Source organism: Brevundimonas intermedia (genome assembly GCF_004614235.1).
In the GTDB taxonomy this organism is placed as follows: Bacteria; Pseudomonadota; Alphaproteobacteria; order Caulobacterales; family Caulobacteraceae; genus Brevundimonas; species Brevundimonas intermedia_A.
In genome coordinates this window covers 1223656-1243913 of record NZ_SPVH01000006.1, presented here as the reverse complement: position 1 = coordinate 1243913, position 20258 = coordinate 1223656, and the positions used below count along the sequence as shown (strand labels likewise).

The 20258-nt window shown below is 66.9% G+C and carries 19 protein-coding genes and 1 pseudogene; 11 read left to right on the top strand and 9 right to left on the bottom strand.

Annotated features, from left to right (window positions below):
* The first annotated feature begins 52 nt into the window (after window positions 1-52).
* The 3 genes and pseudogenes from rnr (at window position 53) to EGY25_RS12500 (ending at window position 3531) form a co-directional block, all read left to right on the top strand.
* Entirely contained in the window at window positions 53-2368 is a 2316-nt protein-coding gene (rnr, locus tag EGY25_RS12510; RefSeq protein WP_135195273.1) for a ribonuclease R, read from the top strand.
* 43 nt (window positions 2369-2411) lie between these two features.
* On the top strand, window positions 2412-3116 hold the full coding sequence (locus EGY25_RS12505) for an NUDIX hydrolase (RefSeq protein WP_245159458.1): 705 nt from the start codon (window positions 2412-2414) through the stop codon (window positions 3114-3116).
* A gap of 1 nt (window position 3117) precedes the next feature.
* Window positions 3118-3531, top strand: a pseudogene (locus EGY25_RS12500) (DUF5990 family protein).
* Between the two features lie 3 nt (window positions 3532-3534).
* On the opposite strand, the gene EGY25_RS12495 reads toward EGY25_RS12500, so the two are convergent.
* The gene (locus EGY25_RS12495) at window positions 3535-4113 is read right to left on the bottom strand and encodes a hypothetical protein (protein ID WP_135195272.1); all 579 of its coding nucleotides are present in this window, start codon (window positions 4111-4113) and stop codon (window positions 3535-3537) included.
* A gap of 126 nt (window positions 4114-4239) precedes the next feature.
* On the opposite strand from EGY25_RS12495, the gene rpmG reads away from it, so the two are divergent.
* A complete protein-coding gene (rpmG, locus tag EGY25_RS12490; protein WP_003164451.1) occupies window positions 4240-4407 on the top strand; it encodes a 50S ribosomal protein L33 in 168 nt (55 codons plus the stop codon).
* Window positions 4408-4481: 74 nt separating this feature from the next.
* Here the strand turns inward: rpmG and EGY25_RS12485 are convergent, their stop codons facing one another.
* Window positions 4482-5843 (bottom strand): PleD family two-component system response regulator, encoded by a 1362-nt coding sequence (locus EGY25_RS12485; RefSeq protein ID WP_135195271.1) that lies wholly within the window; start codon window positions 5841-5843, stop codon window positions 4482-4484.
* Entirely contained in the window at window positions 5840-6205 is a 366-nt protein-coding gene (locus EGY25_RS12480) for a response regulator (RefSeq protein ID WP_167762544.1), read from the bottom strand. Before EGY25_RS12480 ends, EGY25_RS12485 begins: the two co-directional genes overlap by 4 nt.
* 106 nt (window positions 6206-6311) lie before the next feature.
* On the opposite strand from EGY25_RS12480, the gene EGY25_RS12475 reads away from it, so the two are divergent.
* Genes EGY25_RS12475 through EGY25_RS12465 form a run of 3 tightly spaced genes read left to right on the top strand, consistent with a single transcriptional unit; the run spans window position 6312 to window position 9661 of the window.
* Window positions 6312-7580, top strand: a complete 1269-nt coding sequence (locus tag EGY25_RS12475; RefSeq protein ID WP_135195269.1) for a DNA polymerase IV — start codon at window positions 6312-6314, stop codon at window positions 7578-7580.
* Window positions 7581-7588: 8 nt separating this feature from the next.
* Complete coding sequence (locus EGY25_RS12470) at window positions 7589-8884, top strand: nicotinate phosphoribosyltransferase (protein WP_135195268.1); 1296 nt, start codon at window positions 7589-7591, stop codon at window positions 8882-8884.
* 36 nt (window positions 8885-8920) lie between these two features.
* Window positions 8921-9661, top strand: coding sequence for a polysaccharide deacetylase family protein (locus tag EGY25_RS12465; RefSeq protein WP_135195267.1), 741 nt, complete (start codon window positions 8921-8923; stop codon window positions 9659-9661).
* A gap of 4 nt (window positions 9662-9665) precedes the next feature.
* On the opposite strand, the gene EGY25_RS12460 is transcribed toward EGY25_RS12465, so the two are convergent.
* Window positions 9666-10562 (bottom strand): hypothetical protein, encoded by an 897-nt coding sequence (locus EGY25_RS12460; RefSeq protein ID WP_135195266.1) that lies wholly within the window; start codon window positions 10560-10562, stop codon window positions 9666-9668.
* A gap of 106 nt (window positions 10563-10668) precedes the next feature.
* Between EGY25_RS12460 and EGY25_RS12455 the strand changes: the two genes are divergently transcribed.
* On the top strand, window positions 10669-11127 hold the full coding sequence (locus EGY25_RS12455) for a RidA family protein (protein WP_135195265.1): 459 nt from the start codon (window positions 10669-10671) through the stop codon (window positions 11125-11127).
* Window positions 11124-12269 (top strand): GNAT family N-acetyltransferase, encoded by a 1146-nt coding sequence (locus EGY25_RS12450; protein ID WP_135195640.1) that lies wholly within the window; start codon window positions 11124-11126, stop codon window positions 12267-12269. The genes EGY25_RS12455 and EGY25_RS12450 overlap by 4 nt, the downstream gene beginning before the upstream one ends.
* 53 nt (window positions 12270-12322) lie before the next feature.
* Here the strand turns inward: EGY25_RS12450 and clpA are convergent, their stop codons facing one another.
* The 3 genes from clpA to EGY25_RS12435 all read right to left on the bottom strand — a co-directional run bounded on the left by clpA (window position 12323) and on the right by EGY25_RS12435 (window position 15628).
* On the bottom strand, window positions 12323-14623 hold the full coding sequence (clpA, locus tag EGY25_RS12445) for an ATP-dependent Clp protease ATP-binding subunit ClpA (protein WP_135195264.1): 2301 nt from the start codon (window positions 14621-14623) through the stop codon (window positions 12323-12325).
* A gap of 13 nt (window positions 14624-14636) precedes the next feature.
* Window positions 14637-14966 carry an ATP-dependent Clp protease adapter ClpS gene (gene clpS, locus EGY25_RS12440; RefSeq protein ID WP_135195263.1) on the bottom strand — a complete coding sequence of 110 codons (330 nt, stop codon included), beginning with the start codon at window positions 14964-14966 and terminating at the stop codon, window positions 14637-14639.
* Between the two features lie 170 nt (window positions 14967-15136).
* Entirely contained in the window at window positions 15137-15628 is a 492-nt protein-coding gene (locus tag EGY25_RS12435) for a phasin family protein (RefSeq protein ID WP_135195262.1), read from the bottom strand.
* A gap of 277 nt (window positions 15629-15905) precedes the next feature.
* Between EGY25_RS12435 and EGY25_RS12430 the strand changes: the two genes are divergently transcribed.
* Together EGY25_RS12430 and EGY25_RS12425 are read left to right on the top strand one after the other, a co-directional pair.
* The gene (locus tag EGY25_RS12430; RefSeq protein ID WP_135195261.1) at window positions 15906-17384 is read left to right on the top strand and encodes a D-alanyl-D-alanine carboxypeptidase; all 1479 of its coding nucleotides are present in this window, start codon (window positions 15906-15908) and stop codon (window positions 17382-17384) included.
* Between the two features lie 64 nt (window positions 17385-17448).
* Window positions 17449-18513 (top strand): PA0069 family radical SAM protein, encoded by a 1065-nt coding sequence (locus tag EGY25_RS12425; RefSeq protein ID WP_135195260.1) that lies wholly within the window; start codon window positions 17449-17451, stop codon window positions 18511-18513.
* On the opposite strand, the gene EGY25_RS12420 is transcribed toward EGY25_RS12425, so the two are convergent.
* Window positions 18510-18905: a hypothetical protein gene (locus EGY25_RS12420; RefSeq protein WP_209308044.1), complete on the bottom strand. Its 396-nt coding sequence runs from the start codon at window positions 18903-18905 to the stop codon at window positions 18510-18512. The genes EGY25_RS12425 and EGY25_RS12420 overlap by 4 nt on opposite strands.
* A gap of 2 nt (window positions 18906-18907) precedes the next feature.
* Window positions 18908-20152 carry a class I SAM-dependent RNA methyltransferase gene (locus tag EGY25_RS12415; RefSeq protein ID WP_135195258.1) on the bottom strand — a complete coding sequence of 415 codons (1245 nt, stop codon included), beginning with the start codon at window positions 20150-20152 and terminating at the stop codon, window positions 18908-18910.
* Window positions 20153-20258 lie beyond the last annotated feature (106 nt).

Below are 20258 nucleotides of genomic sequence, written 5' to 3'. Positions count from 1 at the left end.
ATTTGACCTCAAGATTTACCCAAGGGCGCGGTTCCGCGCTACGAAAGACATAATGACCAATTCATCCAAGAGGCCGCCCGCCGGCCTGCCCAACAAAGACACCCTCCTCGCCTTCCTGCGCGAGGCCGGATCGGCCGAGAAGACCGACATCGCACGCCATTTCGGGCTGAAGGGCGGCGACCGCCGGGCCCTGCGCGAAATGATCCGCGAGCTTGAAGAAGAAGGCCGGCTGGGCAAGCGCGGTCGCAAGGGCTTCTCCGAGGCCGGCGCCCTGCCCCCCGTCGGCGTCGCCGACGTGGTCGAACGCGACGGCGACGGCGAACTGTATGTCCGCCTGGTCGAGGCCAGCGCCGACGCGCCTCGCGCCATCCTGATGCCCGACAAGTCCAAACCCGGCCCGGCCCCCGGCTTGGGCGACCGGGTGCTGGTCAAGTTCCAGCGCGGAGCCGAAGGCTGGGAGGCCCGGCTGATCAAGAAGCTGGACGTGGGCACGAACCGCGTCCTGGGCGTCATCCGCAAGTCGGCGCGCGAGACCCGTGTCGAGCCGGTCGATCGCCGCTCCAAGGACGTGCTGCTGGTGCCCCAGGCCCAGTCGGGCGACCTGCGCGACGGCGACCTGGTCCTGGCCGCGATAGAAAAGGGCGAGCAGCGGTTCGGTCCCAAGCGCGGCAAGATCCTGGAACATATCGGCAAGGAGGACGATCCCCGCGCCGCCTCCCTGATCGCCATCCACGCCCACGGCGTGCCGACCGGCTTCTCCGAGGCGGTCGAGCGCGAGGCCGAGGATCAGGCCCTGCCGACGCTGAAGGGGCGAGAGGACCTGCGCGAAGTCCCCTTCATCACCATCGACCCCGCCGATGCGCGCGATCACGACGACGCCGTCTATGCGGCCCGCGACGAGGACCCGAAGAACGAAGGCGGCTGGATCGTCTGGGTCGCCATTGCCGACGTCGCCGCCTACGTCCGGCCAGGCACCCATCTGGACCGCGAGGCTCGCGACAAGGGCAACTCGACCTATTTCCCCGACCGCGTCGAACCGATGCTGCCGGAGGTGCTGTCGAACGGTCTGTGCAGCCTTAAGGAGGGCGAGAACCGCGCCTGTCTCGCCGTGCGGATGGTCTTCGACAAGGACGGCCGAAAGACCGGCCACAAGTTCGTGCGCGGCCTGATGCGGTCGCACGCCAAGCTCAGCTACGAACAGGCCCAGGCCGCCATCGACGGGCAACCGGATGACACGACCGGCCCGATCATGGAGGCGATCCTCTATCCGCTGTGGAACGCCTACCACACGATGCTTAAGGGCCGTCTGAAGCGCAGCCCGCTGCAGATCGAATCGGCCGAGCGCCGCATCCGCATGGCGCCGGATGGCGGCATCGCCTCCATCGAAAAGCGCGCCTCGCTGGAGGCGCACCGCCTGATCGAAGAAATGATGATCCAGGCCAATGTCTGCGCCGCCGAGACCCTGGAGCAGAAGCAAACTCCGCTCATTTACCGCATCCACGACACGCCCAGCCAGGAGAAGATCTTCAACCTGGCCGACTTCCTCTCGACCATCGGCAAGCCGTGGAACAAGGGCGAGCCGGGCACGACCAAACGGTTCAACAAGCTGCTGGACGAGACGCGCGACACCGAATACGCCGATGTCGTCAACGAGGTCGTGCTGCGCAGCCAGATGCAGGCGATCTACAGCCCTGAGAACATCGGCCACTTCGGCCTGAACCTGGACCGCTACGCCCACTTCACCTCGCCGATCCGGCGCTATTCCGACCTGATCGTCCACCGCGGCCTGATCCGGGCACTTGGGCTTGGCAAGGATGGGCTGACCGACCGCGAGATCGCCGAACTGCCCGCCATCGCCGAGGGCGTGACCATGACCGAGCGCCGGTCCATGGCGGCCGAGCGCGACGCGATGGACCGCTACATCGCCGCCTTCCTGGAGGACCATGTCGGCGCGACCTTCACCGGCCGCATCACCGGCGTGACCCGGTTCGGCCTGTTCATCCGGCTGGACGAGACGGGCGCCGACGGCCTGGTTCCCGTCTCGACCCTGGGCAGCGAATATTTCGCCCACGACGACCGCGCCCACGCCCTGGTCGGCGAACGCACCGGCAAGCGGTTCACCCTGGGCCGCAAGGTCGAGGTCAAGCTGATGGAGGCCACCCCCGTCACGGGCGGCCTGGTGTTCGAAATGCTCAGCGAGCCCGAACCCCGCGACCCCAACGCCCCCGCCCCGCGCTATGGCGTCCGGGGACGCGGCGGGGACGGCCCGCCGATGCGCGGCAAGGGGCGGCCGGGCGGTCCCAAGCCCGCGAAAGGCGGCCGTCCCTCCGGCGGGCTGAAGGGTGTGCGTAAGGGCAAGCGGAAGTGACGCAAGGCCTCCGCCAAATCCTCCCCCATGGGAGAGGATTGTCGTGACCGCGCCCTTCGACACCGCACAGGACTTGGCCGACGCCCCGCGCGTCGGCGGCGCACAGCGGCCCAAGGATGCGGCGACGCTGATCCTGACGCGGGGCGGGTCGCGGTCCGAGGTGCTGATGGGAAGACGGGCGCCGGGGCATGTGTTCATGGCGTCGAAATGGGTGTTTCCGGGCGGGCGGATCGACCGCAGCGACTTTACCGCCGCCGCGACGGGCGACCTGCCCGCCGATGTCGCGCGGCGGCTGGAAGTCGAACTGCCGGCCCGCCGCGCCCGCGCCCTGGCCCTGACGGCGGTGCGCGAGACGTTCGAGGAGACCGGGCTGATTCTGGGGCGGCCCGCGCCGAGCGCCTCGGTCGCCGGACCGTGGCGCGAGTATCGGCAGGCGGGCGCCCTGCCCGATCTGTCGGTCCTGTCCTACATCGCCCGGGCCATCACCCCTCCGGGTCGCACACGGCGGTTCGACGCCCGCTTCTTCATGGCCCCGGCCGAGGCCCTGCTGAGCCCGGAACCGACCGCCGGATCAGGCGAACTGGACGAGATCGCGTGGCTGCCGCTGGACGAGGCGCGCAGCCTGGACCTGCCCGCCATCACCCGTTTCGTGCTGGGGGAGTTGGCGGAGCGATTGGAACACCCGAACCGCCCCCTGCCCTTCGTGCGGATGGTGCGGGGCCGCCACACCGTCGAACACAGGGACTGACATGGCCGGATCGACGATCACCCTGCGCCTGACCATCGCCGACCCGGTCGCGGGCGTCGCCTACAGCCTTCAGGACAAGGCCAACATGCCGATCGAGCCGCAAATCGCCGGCGACGGCTCGATCAGCTTCGATGCGCCGATCACCCAGACCGACGACGGACGCCTGACCGGGACATTCGTGCGGCGCGAGGGGCCGTCGCGGCGCTTCGTCTATATCGCCATCGGCACGTCGGCAGGTCTGCACGCCAGCGAATGAAGTCGTCGGGCCAAGATCGACGTCCACGACATTCCAGCCGATCTGCTGGCCCAGGCGCGCGAGGGGCGCTTGCTGGAGGTCGTTTTGCCCGGCCGCGCGAAGGACGGCGGCCCGGCCTGCGCCACCGTGCGGCCGGTTAAGGCCTGGCGCGTCGTCTGATCCTTAGTCGGCGACCGGCTTCGTCAGATCGAACTCGACGCGGAAATGGCGGTTGGGGCGGCGCAGTTCATAGGCGAACATCCGGTCGGGATGAACCTCCATTGCCCAGACATTGGTGGTCGAGACCGCCGCGTCGTTGGCGTTGAACAGGGCGATCGATTCGGCGTCGACGGGAAACTCCTGGCGGTCGGCCGTGCCCGCGTTGGCCGTGTCGCCGCCATACCAGTGCAGCACGTCGGTCGTGCCGTCCTCATGCCGGTGATCGTGCTTCAGCCGCAGGCCTGTTTCGGTCTTGGTCACGACCCAGGTGCGAGAGCGGTCGTCGCCGACCGCGAAGGGAATGCGCACCTCGTCCGCCGAACAGTCGCGGACGTGCATGATCAGCCGCTCGCTGGCGAACGTGGCGTCGGCGGCGTCGGTCGTGACGACCCGGCCTTCGAATCGCTGGCCGCACAGGGCGTTCAGTCGCGCCAGGAAATCGTTCTGGCTCAGAACGGGGCCCGGAGCGGGAGACGCCGCCGCAGCGCCGACGGACGGCAGGGAAACCAGGGCCGCAGCGGCCAGCAGGGATGCGATTTTCATGCGGTCACACTATATGTGCATCCGACCGCATCAACGTGGCATCGCGCCCGTTGACTTTGGGGCGATCCTGAGTATGTTCCGCGCCTCTTATTTTAAGCGGCTTTCGCCGTCGCAGAGGTAATTCCGATGGCCAAACCGGCTTCCATCAAGATCCGCCTGAACTCCACGGCCGACACCGGCTTCTTCTATGTCACCAAGAAGAACGCCCGCACCATGACCGAGAAAATGGTCGTCAAGAAGTACGACCCCGTCGTGCGCAAGCACGTCGAGTTCAAGGAAGGCAAGATCAAGTAACTACTTGATCGGCTGAAAAATTGAAGACGCCCGGCTGGTCTCCAGCCGGGCGTTTTTCGTTGTCTAGGGGTCGGTCAGGCCGCCTTGGCGATGACCTTGTTGCGGCCGGCGGCCTTGGCCTCGTAGACGCCTTCGTCGGCGCGTTTCAGCAGGCCCTCCGGCGTGTCGCCGTCGCCGGTCGTGGCGGCCACGCCGATCGAGATGGTGATGGTGATCTGTTCCTTGCCGCCCATGACCCGGAACGGGGCGGAGGCGACATCGCGGCGAATCCGTTCGGCGACGTGGCCGGCGTCTTCCAGACTGGCGCCCGGCATGACGACCACGAACTCCTCTCCGCCCATCCGGCACGGCAGGTCCACGGCGCGGACGTTGGTGGCCAGGCGCACGGCGAACTCGACCAGCACCTCGTCCCCGGCGTCGTGGCCGAAGCTGTCGTTGACGGACTTGAAGTGGTCGATGTCCAGCACCAGCAAGGCGACCTGAGACCCGCCCTGGGCCGCGCGGCCGACCAAGGCCTGTAGCTGGCCAGTCATGTAGCGACGATTGTGCAGGCCGGTCAGGGCGTCGGTGACGGCCATCTCCATGCTGCTGTCCAGCTTCTGGCGCAGGAAGTCGGTGTAGCGTTTGCGTCGGATCTGGGTGCGGACGCGCGCCGACAGTTCTTCGGTGTCGATGGGACGCGGCAGGATGTCGGCGGCGCCCAGTTCCAGCGCCTTGACCATGCGCGGCCGCTCGGCCGGCTCCACCACCGCCAGGATCGGCGCGCGGCGTGCGTCACCCGACTTGGCCTGGGCCACGATCCGCAGGCCGTCGAATCCTGCGGCGGCGACATTGACGATGATCAGATCCAGCGCCCCCTTGGCCGCGACCAGCGCCGCCTCGGGATCGGATTCGATGGTGACGCGGTGTTCGCCACTCAGCTCGGCCGCCATCTTCTCGGCCTGACGCTGGTCGTCGTCGACGATCAGCACGCGGCCTCCTTCGCTGCGAAGCCGCGCGGCGCCGTCCGAATCGACGCCCAGGCGCCGACCGCTTTCCTCGCGCTCGCGCAGTTCGTCCATGACGTGCTTCAGCCGGGTCAGCGACTTGACCCGCGCGAACAGGATCACGTCGTCGATGGGCTTGGTCAGAAAGTCGTCGGCGCCGGCCTCCAGCCCCCGGATACGATCCTGGCGGCCGTCCAGCGCGGTGACCAGCACGACGGGGATGTGGCGCGTCTCGGCCTGGGCCTTCAGCCGGCGACAGGTCTCGAACCCGTCCATGCCGGGCATCATGACGTCCAGCAGGATCAGATCCGGCTGATGCTCGGCGGCCAGGCTCAGGGCCGTCGCGCCGTCGTTGCAGCTGAGGACGTCGTAATATTCGATGGTCAGCTTGGCTTCGAGCAGACGGACGTTCACGTCCACATCGTCGACGACGAGGATCCGGGCGCTCATCCGAGGTGCTGCCGGATGGTTTCGAGGAAGTGCATCACCGAGATGGGCTTGGAGATATAGGCCTCGCACCCGCCCTGACGAATCCGCTCCTCGTCGCCCTTCATGGCGAAGGCGGTCACGGCGATGACGGGGATATGGCTTAGCTCTTCGTCGTCCTTCAGCCACTTGGTGACTTCCAGGCCCGAGATTTCCGGCAGCTGAATATCCATCAGGATCAGATCGGGATGATGGGCGCGCGCCAGGGCCAACGCCTGCAAGCCCTCGCGGGTCTGCAGCGTCTCGTAGCCCTGGGAATCGAGCAGATCATGAAAAAGCTTCATGTTCAGCTCGTTATCCTCGACGATGAGGACTTTCTTGGACATCATCACCTGACCTGCGCGCCCCTCGAACGCGGGACGCCTCGTTGGTCGCATTCGTAGGCGAGCAGTCTTAAGTTGGGGTGAAGCCAACCTTACGGAGACCTTAAGCGTGGCCATCAAGGCCATCTGTCGCGACTGCCTGTGGACCGGCGAAGATCCCGCCGGACCGCCCGAGCGCCGCTGTCCGGCGTGCGGGTCGCGGCGCATCGTCGCCGATCCCGAACTGGACCAGCTGTCCATCGCCCACATGGACTGCGACGCCTTCTACGCCTCGGTGGAGAAGCGCGACCGGCCGGAGCTGCGCGACAAGCCGGTCATCGTCGGCGGCGGCAAGCGCGGGGTCGTCTCCACCGCCTGCTATGTCGCGCGCCAGTACGGCGTCGGGTCCGCCATGCCGATGTTCAAGGCGCTGAAGGCCTGTCCCGAGGCGGTGGTCATCAGGCCGGACTTCACCAAATACGTCTTCGAATCGCAGCGTATTCTGGGGGCGTTGGGTCGGTTGACGCCGCTGATACAGCCTCTGTCGCTGGACGAGGCCTGGGTCGATCTGTCGGGCACCGAACGGCTGAACGGCGGGCCTCCGGCGTTTCAGCTGATCCGTTTCCAGAAACAGATCGAGGAGGAGACCGGCCTGACCGTCTCCATCGGCCTGGCCCCCAACCGCTTCTTGGCCAAGATGGCGTCCGAGATGGACAAGCCGCGCGGCTTCTCCGTCGTCGGCGCCGCCAACGCCCAGGCCCTGCTGGCGCCGCGCCTCGTCACCACCCTGCCCGGCGTCGGCCCGGTGTTCGGCAAGGCGCTGCGCAGCGACGGCTATTCGACCATCGGCGATCTGGCCCGCGCGGACGTGCGCGATCTGGTCAAACGCTACGGCGAATCGGGCCTGCGCCTGCACGAACTGGCCCACGCCCGCGACGCCCGCGCCGTGAACCCCGAACGCGACCGCAAGGGAATGAGCGCCGAGACAACCTTCAACGAGGACCTGACCTCGGCCGAGGCGCTGGAGGCCGAACTGTGGCCCCTGTGCGAGAAGCTGGCGTCCAAAGCCCGTCGCGACGGCGTCGCCAGCCGCGTCCTCGTGCTGAAACTGCGCCGCACCGATTTCAAGATCGTCACCCGCCGCATCACCCTGCCCGACCCGGTCCAGACGGCGCGCGCCCTGTTCGCCGCCGGGCGTGACCTGCTGAAGCCCGAGCTGGGCCCGTCCTACCGCCTGATCGGCATCGGCATGGCCGACGTCCAGGACGCCGAGGACGCGCCCGTCGGCCTGTTCCAGACCCCCGAGACCCGCACCCTGAAGACCGAACGCGCCATCGACAAACTGCGCGAGAAGTTCGGCAAGGACGCCGTGGTGGCGGGGCGCGCGCTGAAGCCGTAGGAAGCGCCATGGACCTCGCCAAACGCGCCTATGACCACGGCTTTCGCCTGGACCCCATCGTCCGCAGCCTGCTGGATACCGACTTCTACAAGCTGCTGATGCTGCAGATGATCTGGCGCGAGCACCGCGACGTGCCGGTCGTCTTTCAGGTCATCAACCGCACGACCCGCGTCCGCCTGGCGGACGAGATCGACATAGACGCCCTGCGCGAGCAACTGGATCACGCCCGCACCCTGCGTTTCACCAACAAGGAACTGGTCTGGCTGGCGGGCAACAGCTTCTATGGCGTGAAGCAGATCTTCTCGCCGGACTTCATCGCCTGGCTGATCGACTACCGCCTGCCCGACTACGACCTGTCGGTTCAGGACGGGCAGTATATGCTGACCTTCTCGGGCACCTGGGCCGAGGTCACGCTGTGGGAAATCCCCGCGCTGGCGATTCTGAACGAGTTGCGCTGCCGAGTCGGGATGCGGCGGCTGGGGCGGTTCGAGCTGGACATCCTGTATTCGCGCGCCAAGACGCGGCTTTGGTCCAAGGTCGAGCGGCTGCGCGCCTTGCCCGATCTGGCCCTGTCCGACTTCGGCACGCGGCGGCGGCACGGCTTCCTGTGGCAACGCTGGTGCATTCAGGCGCTGAAGGAAGGGCTGGGATTGTCATTCATCGGCACGTCCAACGTCCTGCACGCGATGGAGAACGACCTGGAAGCCATCGGCACCAACGGGCACGAACTGCCGATGGTCATGGCGGCGCTGGCGCCCGACGACGCGGCGCTGGCCCAGGTTCCGTATGACGTTCTGGAAGAGTGGCGCAGGCATTATGCAGGCAATCTGCTGATCGTCCTGCCCGACGCCTTCGGAACCGAGGCGTTTCTGGATCAGGCGCCGGACTGGGTCGCGGACTGGACCGGTTTCCGCCCCGACTCGGCCCCGCCCATTGCAGCCGGCGAACGGCTGATCGACTGGTGGCGCGCCCACGGCCGTGATCCGAAAGAGAAGCTGCTGATCTTCTCGGACGGCATGGACATCGACGGGATCGAGGCGACCCACGCCAATTTCCACGGCCGTGCCCGTCTCAGCTTCGGCTGGGGCACCAATCTGACCAACGATTTCCGCGACTGTTCGCCCGCCTTCGCGCCCGAGCTGGAGCCGATCTCGCTGGTCTGCAAGGTGGTCGAGGCCGGCGGCCGGCCCGCCGTCAAACTGTCGGACAACCCGGAAAAGGCCGTCGGCGATCCTGCCGAAATCGAACGCTATCGCCGGGTCTTCGGCGTGCGCGGCCTGACCGCCCAGCCCGTCACGGTGTGAAACCCGGCCTTAAGCCCGTTCGGCCATAAGGGCGGGATGAACGTCTTTCTCGACAAGATGCGCCGCCGCGCCGGCCGCTACCTCGATGTCCGCCCGGCCACGGTTCAGCCCGCGCGTGGCGTTCTCAGCCTGTCGTTCGACGACATCCCCGCATCGGCTTGGACCGAGGCCGGACCGATCCTGGCTCAACACGGCGTCAAGGCGACCTACTATGTCTGCGGCGGTCTGGCGGGCGGTCGCAATCTGGACCTGCCGCAGTTCGAGGTGGAGCATCTTCAGGCCTTGGACGAGGCGGGTCATGAGGTCGGCTGCCACACCTATGAACATGTCTCGACCCTGACCCTGTCGCCGGCAGAGCTGGACACCAGCCTGGCCCGCAACGCCGCCTGGGTGGCCGAGCGGCTGGATGGCTATCAGATGCAGACCTTCGCCTATCCGTTCGGCGACTGCGCCCTGGGGTCCAAGGCGATCATCGACAAACGTTTCCTGTGCGGGCGTGGCGTGCGCGACGGGATCAACGCCGGTCGCGCGGACCGCAACCTGCTGCAGGCCATCGGGCTGGAGAGCCGTCGTCTGCCCGGTTACGATCTGGAGGCGCTGGTGGCGGAGACGGCGGCGTCCAAGGGCTGGCTGATCGCCTATGGCCATGACGTCAGCGACGCGCCGACGTCGTATGGCTGCCGCCCCGAGGACATCGACCGGCTGATCCGCCTGGCCAAGGCGGCCGATCTGGACATCCAACCGGTTGCGGCGGCGTGGCGGATGGCGACGGCCTGACGTTTCAGCCGGCCTTGCGCCGATCCGCCCAGGCGATCAGCTCCTTGCGGGGCCAGATCATCAGCCAGGATCGGGCGGTGTATTCCCCGCTATCGATCAGAGCCTTCCTCGACGCCGAGGCCGTCGCCGCGCGTTCGGTATGGATCGGCGCCGGTCCCTGGTGGACCATGAAGGCGCCGCCGTTCAGCGGGTTGAGCCGCAGGTGGGCCAGGCGAGGGCTGATCTCCGTCAGGGGCGGATCGTAGAACCAGCTGGAGCCGATCATCCCCGCCAGTTCCGGCCGAGCCCGGCACAGCTCCGCCGCCGTGGCCCAGGCCTCGTTCCAGCCGTCCTCATTGAAGCCCCGCAGCCAGCGGCTTTCGGTATGCACCTCCAGCCAGGGCTCGCGCTTGGCGCCCGTCGCCAGATAGCGGAACAGCGGCGTGAGGCCCCAGCCGTCGCGGACGTGTTTGACGATCTGGCCCGGCCCGACCGGCGAACTCAGGTCGATCACCTGACTCTTCGCGCCCGGCACGCTCAGCGCCAGGGTGAAGCGCACGTCCTTGGACCAGTGGTCGAAGACGTATTCGCCCTCGGCCTTGTCCAGAAACGCCGCCAGTTGTTCGATCCAGTAGGGATAGAGGGCCATCACCTCGGCCGGCAGACGCATCGCCGCCGCGCGGTCGGGCAGTTGCAGCGCCCAGGCCGCGACCAGGCCACGACGCACGTCGTCCGATGCGTCCGCGTCAAGCAGGGCGTCTACCGCCTTTGCCGGCATTTCGAAATCCCAGTGCGGCGCGGCCTCGGCGGCCTTTTTCGCGGCCGGTGCTGCGGTGGCGTCCACACGCGCCCGGTCGTCGGGGGACAGCCGCGCCAGCACGGCATGGAAGACGGCGGCATCGGGGCTCAGGTGCATATCCATGATCGGCACAATGACACGGCGCGGTTGGCGAACCTTTAAAGCCGCGCGACGGACGTGACGCCGCCCTTGCCGCGCGCTAAACCGCGCCCAGATAAAAGGAGCCCCCATGAGCATCGAAGCCCGCATCGCCGAACTCGGCCTCACCCTGCCGGAACCCGCCAAGCCGGTAGCCAGCTATGTGTCCTATGTCCGCTCGGGCAATCAGGTCACCATCTCGGGCCAGCTGTCGAACGACGCCTCGGGCGGGATCAAGGGCACGGTCGGCGTGGACGTGACGCCGGAACAGGCCACGGAGGCGGCCCGCCTGTGCGGTCTGAACCTGATCGCCCAGATCAAGGCGGCCTGCGACGGCGACCTGGATCGGGTGGTCCGCATCGTCAAACTGGGCGGCTTCGTCCAGGCCGGTCCCGACTTCATCGCCATTCCCGCCGTGATCAACGGCTGCTCCGACCTGATGGTCGAGGTCTTCGGCGACGCGGGCAAGCACGCCCGTTCGGCCGTCGGCGTCTACAAGCTGCCGCTCGGCTTCGCCGTCGAGATCGATGCGATCGTGGAGATCCGCTGATCTTTCAGATCTCGGTTCACGAAGGGATCGCCGACATCGGCCGCGAGGCCTGGGATGCGTGCGCGCGTCCCACCGGCGATCCCTTCGTCTCCTATGACTTCCTGCACGCCTGCGAGGCCTCGGGCAGCGCCGCGCCTCGCCAGGGCTGGGCCCCGCGCCATCTGGCCCTGCGGGGTGACGACAACGCCGTTCTGGGCGTCATGCCCCTCTATCTGAAGGGCAACAGCCAGGGCGAATACGTCTTCGACCATAGCTGGGCCGACGCCTATGAACGGGCCGGCGGGCGTTATTATCCCAAGCTGCTCGGCGCCGTGCCCTTCACGCCCGCGACCGGGCCGCGCTTCCTCAACCATCCCGAAACCGACGCGGCCACGGTGCGTCAGCCCCTGATCCAGGGGGCGGTGACCTTGGTCGAGCGGCTGGGCGTCTCGTCCCTGCACGTCAACTTTCCGACCGAGCCGGAATGGTCGGCCATGGCCGATGCCGGCCTGCTGCCGCGCCAAGACATCCAGTTCATCTGGCGCAACAACGGCTATCAGACCTTCGACGACTTCCTCGCCGCCCTGTCGGCCAACCGCCGCAAGACCATCAAGCGCGAGCGCCGCGACGCCCAGGCCGATCTGGATATCCGCGTCCTGACCGGCGCCGACATCACCGAGGCGCACTGGGACGCCTTCTTCGCCTTCTATATGGACACGGGCTCGCGCAAATGGGGACAGCCCTATCTGACGCGCGACTTCTTCAGCCGCGTCGGCGCAACCCTGGCCGACCGGATCGCCCTGGTCATGGCGTTTAGGGACCAAACGCCCATCGCCGGCGCGTTGAACTTCATCGGCCGCGACGCGCTGTACGGTCGACAGTGGGGCACGCTGGAAGATGTGCCCTTCCTGCATTTCGAGCTCTGCTACTATCAGGCCATCGACTTCGCCATTTCGCGCGGCCTGTCGCGCGTCGAGGCCGGCGCCCAGGGCGACCACAAGATCGCGCGCGGCTACCTGCCCTCCCCCGTCTATTCCGCCCACTTCATCGCCGACCCGGCCCTGCGCGATCCCGTCGCCCGCTATCTGGACGGCGAACGCCCGGCGATGCAGGCCGAGATGGCGGCGATGACCGAAGAACTGTCGCCCTACAAGGCCACATAGAAAAAGGCCCGGCTGTCACCAGCCGGGCCTTCCGCCTGCGCCCGTTTCGAGGATCAGGCCGTCTCTTCTTCCTCGGCCTTCGCGGGCGCGTTGGCGCTTGCGATGTCGAAGTCGATCTTTCCGTCCTTCAACTGGACCTTGACGTGCCCGCCACGCGTCAGACGCCCGAACAGGATGTCGTCGGCCAGCGGCTTCTTGATCGAGTCCTGGATGACCCGCGCCAGAGGACGCGCGCCGTACAGTTCATCGAAGCCGTTCTTGGCCAGCCAGTCGGCCGCCTCGTCGGTCAGTTCGATGGTGATGTTGCGATCCGCCAGCTGGGCTTCCAGCTGAAGGATGAACTTGGTCACCACCGAGCGGATCGTGTCGGCCTGCAGCGGCTTGAAGGCCACGATGGCGTCCAGACGGTTCCTGAACTCCGGCGCGAACAGGCGCTGGATGGCCTTGTCGTCCTCACCCTCGACCTTGCCCCGCCCGAAGCCGATGGAGGCGCGGGCGTTGTCGGCGGCCCCGGCGTTGGTGGTCATGATCAGGATGACGTTCCTGAAATCCACCTTCTTGCCGACCGCATCGGTCAGCATGCCGTTGTCCATCACCTGCAGCAGGATGTTGTAGACATCCGGGTGCGCCTTCTCGATCTCGTCCAGCAGCACCACCGAGTGCGGATGCTGATCGACGGCGTCGGTCAGCAGGCCGCCCTGGTCATGGCCGACATAGCCGGGAGGGGCGCCGATCAGGCGGCTGACGGTGTGGCGCTCCATATATTCGGACATGTCGAACCGCTGCATCTCGATGCCCAGGGTCGCGGCGAGTTGCTTGGCGACCTCGGTCTTGCCGACGCCGGTCGGGCCGCTGAACAGGAAGCTGCCGATGGGCTTGTTCGGATCGCGCAGACCCGCCCGCGCCAGCTTCATCGCCGCCGAGACCTGTTCGATGGCCTGTTCCTGACCGAACACCGCGCGCTTCAGATCGACTTCCAACTCGCGCAGGCTCTCGGTGTCGGACTTGGACACCGACTTGGCCGGGATCCGGGCCATCTTGGCGATGACGGCCTCGACCTCCTTCTGGCCGATGACCTTCTTGCGCTTGGATTCCACCAGCAGCATCTGGCCGGCGCCCGCCTCGTCGATCACGTCGATCGCCTTGTCCGGCAGTTTGCGGTCCGTCATGTAGCGGGCCGACAGCTCGACCGCCGTGCGGATGGCGCTGTCGGTGTAGCGGACCTTGTGGTGCTGCTCGTAGTAGGTCTTCAGACCCTTCAGGATCTTCACCGTGTCCTCGACCGTCGGCTCATTGACGTCGATCTTCTGGAAGCGACGCACCAGGGCGCGGTCCTTCTCGAAGTGCTGGCGATATTCCTTGTAGGTCGTCGATCCCATGCAACGCAGCGAACCCGACGCCAGGGCCGGCTTCAGCAGGTTGGAGGCGTCCATGGCCCCGCCCGAGGTCGCGCCGGCGCCGATCACCGTGTGAATCTCGTCGATGAAGAGCACGGCGTTCTCGTGGTTCTCCAGCTCCTTGACCACCTGCTTGAGGCGTTCCTCGAAGTCACCGCGATAGCGGGTGCCGGCCAGCAGCGCGCCCATGTCGAGCGAATAGATGGTGGCGTCTTTGAGGACGTCAGGCACTTCGCCGTTGACGATCTTGCGGGCCAGACCTTCGGCGATGGCGGTCTTGCCGACACCGGGATCACCGACCAGCAGCGGGTTGTTCTTGGTGCGGCGGCACAGAATCTGGATCGAGCGATCGACCTCGGCCTGGCGACCGATCAGCGGATCGACCTTGCCTTGGCGCGACTTCTCGTTGAGGTCGACGCAATAGGCTTCCAGCGCCTCGCCGCCCGACTTGACGGCCGAAGCGTCCTCGGTCTCTTCGGGCGAAGAGCCCTTGGCGGGACGCGCCTCTGTGGCGCCCGCCTTCTTGGCGATGCCGTGGGCGATGAAGTTGACCGCATCGTAGCGCGTCATGTCCTGCTCTTGCAGGAAATAGGCGGCGTGGCTCTCGCGCTCGGAGAAGATGGCGACCAGCACGTTTGCGCCGGACACTTCCTCGCGGCCGGACGACTGGACGTGGATCACGGCGCGCTGGATCACGCGCTGGAAGCCGGCGGTCGGCTTGGCGTCTTCGCCGTCGGCCGTGGCCAAGGCGGCGAGATCATTGTCCACATACAAGGTCAGCGCAGCTTTCAGCGCGGTCAGATCGACGTTGCAGGCCTGCATCACGCCGGTCGCATCGGGATCGTCGATCAGCGCGAGCAGCAGGTGCTCAAGCGTCGCATATTCGTGCCTGCGCGCATTGGCGTATCCCACCGCGCGGTGCAGGGTTTCTTCGAGAGGACGGGAAAATGAAGGCATCGGGAGGTTCCTCTCAGTCCTTTTCCATCGTGCATTGCAGAGGGTGCTGGTGGCGACGCGCGGTCTCGATGACCTGCGCAACCTTGGTCTCGGCGACCTCGTAGGTGAAGACGCCGCAGACGCCCACGCCATGCTGATGCACATGCAGCATGATGCGGGTGGCCTCTTCGCGGCTCTTCTGGAAGAACCGCTCCAGCACATAGACGACGAATTCCATCGGCGAATAATCGTCGTTCAGGATCAGCACCCGATAGAGCGAGGGCTTCTGAAGCTTCGGCTTTGTTTCGGTGACGGTGGCGGCGCCTGTGCCGCCCCCGGTATCACCGGGCCTTTGTATGGGCATTCGTATTCCGTAATCGGGGAGTCGTCTTGTCTCCAACAGATAGGGAATGATGGCCTGAATTGAAGCGGCGTCCAGTCACGGATTGCGTGAAGAGCAAACGACGGATCCAAAACGTAAAAAAGCCCCGGAGTGAACTCCGGGGCCTTCTCGATCCGTAGAGGACGCCGTGTTTAGCGGGCGGCCTGGAAGGTTTCGACCGAGGCGGTGACGCGCTCATTGATCGGCTTGATGCTGTCCTTGACCGTGGCGGTCATGATCTCGTTCGTCTTGGTCAGTTCGGCGACGTAGCGCTCCATCGACTTCTTGGCCCAGGCGGTTTGTAGCTCGAAGAACTCCTGCACCGAGCGGGCGGTCGACAGTTCCTTGGAGGCGGCGACGCCTTCTTCCCAGGACGACTTGGCGAAGCCGAGCGCCTGTTGCGACAGGGCCTCTGCGCCCTTCTGGGCGACGGTGGCCGACTCGACCATGGCGTCCAGGTTCTTCTTGCTGTGCGCATTCAGCTCGGCCAGCGAGGCGGTCGACTTCTCGATGCCTTCGCGGAAGGCCTGGGTGCCTGCAGCCTGCATGGTCTCGGCCTGAGCCTTGACCTTGGCGCCGGCCGAAGCTGCGGCGGCGGTGACTTGATCGGCGGTCTTCTTCACGGTTTCGGTGGCGTCGGCCATGGTCGTCTCTCCGGTGATGTGGCCCGAGGTGACGGGCGCTAGGCGGAAATTTTCAGGCGAGGATGGTCCTCGCAGGCCCTCCTTATGCTGCAAGTGCGAAGGTTTTTCAAGCTTATTGTGCAATGCAGCATATTATCGGCGATAACCTTGGTCGTTGGGTCAAATTCCCGTTGACGAGCGGTTAACCACCACGAAACCCGCGCTTCCTATGCTAGCTCTTTCTTCGTGACGGCCGGGGGGCCTGTCGCACCCTGTTTACCGAGGGGTTGTCCCGCCCATGATCGCTTTTCTCCGCCGTGGCCTGTTCACCGTTCTTGCGCTGTCGCTCGTTCTGGGTGCGAATTCAGTGCCGATCGCGGCCCAGTCGCAGGAGAACAGTCGCTACGCCGCCATCGTCATCGACGCCGCCACCGGCGAGGTCCTTTTCGCGCGCAACGCCGACAGCCGCCGCTATCCGGCGTCCCTGACCAAGATGATGACCCTGTATCTGACGTTCGAGGCCCTCTCTCAGGGCAAGGCGAACGTGAACGACGTGCTGACGATCTCGCCGCGCGCCGCCTCGCAGCCGCCGTCCAAGCTGGGCCTCGCCGCCGGCCAGACCATCACCCTGGATAACGCCATGCGCGCCACGGCCGTGCGGTCCGCCAACGACATGGCCCTGGCCATCGGCGAACACATCGGCGGGTCGGAAGCTCGCTTCACCAATATGATGACCCTGAAGGCGGAACAGCTGGGCATGACCCAGACCCGCTATTTCACCGCCAACGGCCTGCCCGATGCGCGCCAGATCACTTCCGCGCGCGACCAGGCCATCCTGGCGCGCGCCATCATGCGCGATTTCCCACAGTATTACAGCTACTTCGGCCTGCACGACTGGGCCTACAACGGTCGCAACTATCGCAACACCAACGGCCTGCTGCCCACCGGGCGCGGCTATGACGGCATGAAGACCGGCTACACCAACGCCTCGGGCTACAACCTCGCCGCCTCGGCTGTGCGCGACGGACGCCGACTGATCACCATCGTGCTGGGCGGCCGTTCGACCGCCAGCCGCAACGCCCACGTCGCCGAACTGATGGACACCGGCTTCGAGGTCGAGCGCCGTCGCGCCCAGGGCGAACGGATACAGATCGCCCAGACCTTCTTCGAACAGCGCGGCTTCGGCGTCGGCGGCGTCTCGGCCGACGCCCCGATCGCCTATGCCTCGGTCAATGACGACGAGGACGGCATCGGCGCCGAATCCACCGCCGTCGCCTATACCGCCGCTCCACCGCCCGCCGCCCTGCCGACCCGTGTCGCCCCTGCCCCGTCGGAACGCGCGGCCAGCCAGCGCGCCGCCGCAACCGCACAGGCCATAGGCCAGGCTGCGGCCTCGTCGCCGACCGCCCGCGCGCCCCACAACGTCACCGCCTCGCTGAATGGCGCGCCATCCAGCGCAGCCGTCGCGCCCTCGACCACGCCGCGTCGGGCGACCCCGCCCCCAGCGAGAGAACCGGCCCGCGCCGCCGCCCGCACGCCCGCCGGGCGCTGGGCCGTTCAGGTCGGCGCCTTCCGCGAGGAGAAGGTGGCCAGCGACTGGCTGACCGAACTCAACCGGCGTTTCCGTACCCAGTTCGCCACGGCCGAAAGCAACGTCCAGACGGCCGGCGACTGGTATCGCTCGCGCTTCGTCGGCCTGACGGAAGCCGGGGCCAAGACCGCCTGCGAGGCCCTGGCCGAACGCCGCGTCACCTGCATGGTCATCGCCCCAAACTGAGGTGATCAAGAAGCGAGAACAAATGTTCTTGCTTTGTTCCAAATGATGTCGCATCATCCTTCCCATGGAAACCGCCAAGGGAAGAGGGGCGCGTTCGAATGCGACCGGCCGCTATGAGCCTGAACAGCATCAATCGTTCGACGACGGCTGGACGCGCGACGACGCCGAGGCCGCGCCGCTGCGCACCACCCTCACCCCGGAGCATGCCCGCACCATCATCGCCCGGAATGACAGCCCGGACATCGGATTCGACCGCTCCATCAACCCGTACAAAGGTTGCGAACATGGCTGCATCTACTGTTACGCCCGTCCGTCCCATGCCTGGATGGGCCTATCCCCGGGCCTGGATTTCGAGAGCCGGATCTTCTTCAAGCCCCAGGCCGCAAGTCTGCTGGAACAGGCGTTCCTCGCCCCCCGATACCGGTGCAAACGCATCCACATAGGCGGCAACACCGACCCCTATCAGCCGGTGGAGCGAGATCTGAAATCGACGCGCTCGATCCTGGAGGTCATGCAACGCTTCAACCACCCGTTCAGCATCATCACCAAGTCGGTTTTGATCGGGCGCGACGCAGACATCCTGGGTCCGATGGGCAAGGCGGGGCTGGCCTCGGCCTTCGTCTCCATCACCACGCTGGATCGCGGTCTGGCCCGCGCGATGGAGCCCCGCGCCTCGACCCCGGCGAAACGGCTGGAGGCCATAAGCCGCTTGGCAGATGCGGGCTGTCCCGTCGGCGTAGGGTTCGCGCCCGTCATCCCCGGCCTGAACGACCACGAACTGGAATCGATTTTGGAGGCGGCGGCCAAGGCGGGAGCGACGCGGGCAATGTATGTGACGCTTCGCCTGCCGCTGGAGATCAAAGACCTGTTTCGCGAGTGGCTGGCCCACGCCCGACCGGACCGCGCGGCGCGCGTCATGTCGCTTATCCGCCAGACGCGCGGCGGCAAGGACTACGACGCCGACTGGTCCCAGCGCATGAAGGGTACAGGCCCGGTGGCCGAACTGATCGGCGCGCGGTTCAAGGCCGCCGTTAAACGCTACGGCCTCGATACGCCCCACCGCCTGCTGGACGAGACCCAGTTCCGCGTTCCCGCCGACGCTCGGCCGCAGCTTGAGCTGTTCAGCTAGTCGTCCGCCGCCGACGGGTCGATGGCGCGGGTGACCAGGTCGCGCCAGGTCGGATCGGTATCATCGACCAGATCGACATCCTCCAGCAAGGCCACCGCGCCCTCGCCGTCCGGCAGGATCAGGCCGAGGATCTCCATCTCCTCGCCGTCAGGGCCGAGGTGGCTTTCGGCCTGGACAGCCACCGCCGCCTGCTCCCCGTCCTCCTCCCACCAGATCACCGGCTGGGGCAGGTCCATGACGATGGGCCGGGGATCATCCGTCTCCCCCAGGGCGAAGACCGCCCGGCGCGCCTGGACGTCGTCCAGGGTCGCCACGGCGCCGACGAACGGCTTCAGCCGCGTCCAGTCCTCGGCGTCGAAACCGCCGCCGTCTTCGTCGTTCTGATCGTCCATGGTCATCGCCTGAACACCCCCACCAGTTCGACATGCGACGACCACAGGAACTGGTCGATCGGCGTGACAGTCTCCAGCCGAAACCCGGCGTCGATCAACACGCGGGCGTCGCGGGCGAAGGTCTGAGGGTTGCACGACACCCCGACCACGACCGAGGCCTTCGTATCCGCGATCTGAGCCGTCTGGTCGATGGCCCCGGCGCGCGGCGGGTCGAACACAATGGCGTCGCACCCTTTGAGATCATACGGATTGAGCGGTCGGCGGAACAGGTCGCGCGCCTCGGCGGTGATGGCCTTCAGGCCCTTGGCCGAACCAACGGCGGCCTTCAGCGCGCCTATGCCTGGCTTGGACGCGTCCGCCGCGATCACGGGCGCCACGGTCGCGAGCGGGAAGGTGAAGGCGCCCGCACCGCAGAACAGGTCGGCGATCTTCCTGGCCCCCTTCACCGCCGCCACCGCGCGGGAGGTCATTGCATCTTCCGCCTGAGGCACGGCCTGCAGAAAACCGCCGGCCGGCAGGGAGACCGTCGCCGGACCGAACGCCACCTTGGGCTGGCGCGCCATGACCAGGGTGTCGCCCGCCAGGCTGAGCCGCGCCAGATGGGCCCGATGCGCCGCCTGGATGGCCTTCCACTGAGCATCGGCCGACAGCCCGCCGCCCGAGCGCCGCTCGACCCCCGTCACATCGACGTCCAGCCCCGACAGGGTCCAGGTGACATGCAGGGTCGGCGCGGATTTCGGATGTTCGAAGAAGGCTGCGGCCAACTCGGCCAGCGCGGGAATGGCCGCCACGATCCGGGGATCGGCGACGGGACAGGCCCGCACCTCGACCAGCCGCCACGAGCGACGCGCCTTGAACCCCAGCACCACCCGCCCATCCTGGGTCCGGCGGGCATGCAGCGCCACGCGGCGACGGCTTCCGGGCGGTGTCGCCACCGTCGCCTCGATCTCGGTCTCGATCCCCTCGCGCGCCAGCGTCAGCCGAACCTGCTCGCGCTTCCAGTCCAGATAAGGCCCCTCGGCCCAGTGCTGAAGCGAACAGCCGCCGCAGTCACCGTATTGCGGCGAAACCGGTGCGATCCGGTCGGGGCTGGGCGTGACGATCTCGACCTGCTCCAGCCGGCCGTCCACGACCACGCCGCGCACCGTTTCGCCGGGCAGGGTAAGGCCGGCGAAGACCGGCCCCGACGGCGTCTGGGCGACGCCGTCGCCCTGGCCGCCGACGCGGTCGATGGTGAAGATGTCCATCGGCGGGCTTCTAGCCGCGCGCCGGCCAACGCTCAAGCCGCACACACATCGAACGGCGTCATCGCGGGCTCGTGCAAGATGAACGAATATGAACGCGCCGATCAAT

Excerpts from the sequence above, each read along its gene's own strand:
- rnr (WP_135195273.1), top strand. The coding sequence starts at position 53 with ATGACCAATTCATCCAAGAGGCCGCCCGCCGGCCTGCCCAACAAAGAC.
- EGY25_RS12495 (WP_135195272.1), bottom strand. The coding sequence starts at position 4,113 with ATGAAAATCGCATCCCTGCTGGCCGCTGCGGCCCTGGTTTCCCTGCCG.
- rpmG (WP_003164451.1), top strand. The coding sequence starts at position 4,240 with ATGGCCAAACCGGCTTCCATCAAGATCCGCCTGAACTCCACGGCCGAC.
- EGY25_RS12485 (WP_135195271.1), bottom strand. The coding sequence starts at position 5,843 with ATGAGCGCCCGGATCCTCGTCGTCGACGATGTGGACGTGAACGTCCGT.
- EGY25_RS12480 (WP_167762544.1), bottom strand. The coding sequence starts at position 6,205 with ATGTCCAAGAAAGTCCTCATCGTCGAGGATAACGAGCTGAACATGAAG.
- EGY25_RS12470 (WP_135195268.1), top strand. The coding sequence starts at position 7,589 with ATGGACCTCGCCAAACGCGCCTATGACCACGGCTTTCGCCTGGACCCC.
- EGY25_RS12465 (WP_135195267.1), top strand. The coding sequence starts at position 8,921 with ATGAACGTCTTTCTCGACAAGATGCGCCGCCGCGCCGGCCGCTACCTC.
- EGY25_RS12460 (WP_135195266.1), bottom strand. The coding sequence starts at position 10,562 with ATGGATATGCACCTGAGCCCCGATGCCGCCGTCTTCCATGCCGTGCTG.
- EGY25_RS12455 (WP_135195265.1), top strand. The coding sequence starts at position 10,669 with ATGAGCATCGAAGCCCGCATCGCCGAACTCGGCCTCACCCTGCCGGAA.
- clpA (WP_135195264.1), bottom strand. The coding sequence starts at position 14,623 with ATGCCTTCATTTTCCCGTCCTCTCGAAGAAACCCTGCACCGCGCGGTG.
- clpS (WP_135195263.1), bottom strand. The coding sequence starts at position 14,966 with ATGCCCATACAAAGGCCCGGTGATACCGGGGGCGGCACAGGCGCCGCC.
- EGY25_RS12435 (WP_135195262.1), bottom strand. The coding sequence starts at position 15,628 with ATGGCCGACGCCACCGAAACCGTGAAGAAGACCGCCGATCAAGTCACC.
- EGY25_RS12430 (WP_135195261.1), top strand. The coding sequence starts at position 15,906 with ATGATCGCTTTTCTCCGCCGTGGCCTGTTCACCGTTCTTGCGCTGTCG.
- EGY25_RS12425 (WP_135195260.1), top strand. The coding sequence starts at position 17,449 with ATGGAAACCGCCAAGGGAAGAGGGGCGCGTTCGAATGCGACCGGCCGC.
- EGY25_RS12420 (WP_209308044.1), bottom strand. The coding sequence starts at position 18,905 with ATGGACGATCAGAACGACGAAGACGGCGGCGGTTTCGACGCCGAGGAC.
- EGY25_RS12415 (WP_135195258.1), bottom strand. The coding sequence starts at position 20,152 with ATGGACATCTTCACCATCGACCGCGTCGGCGGCCAGGGCGACGGCGTC.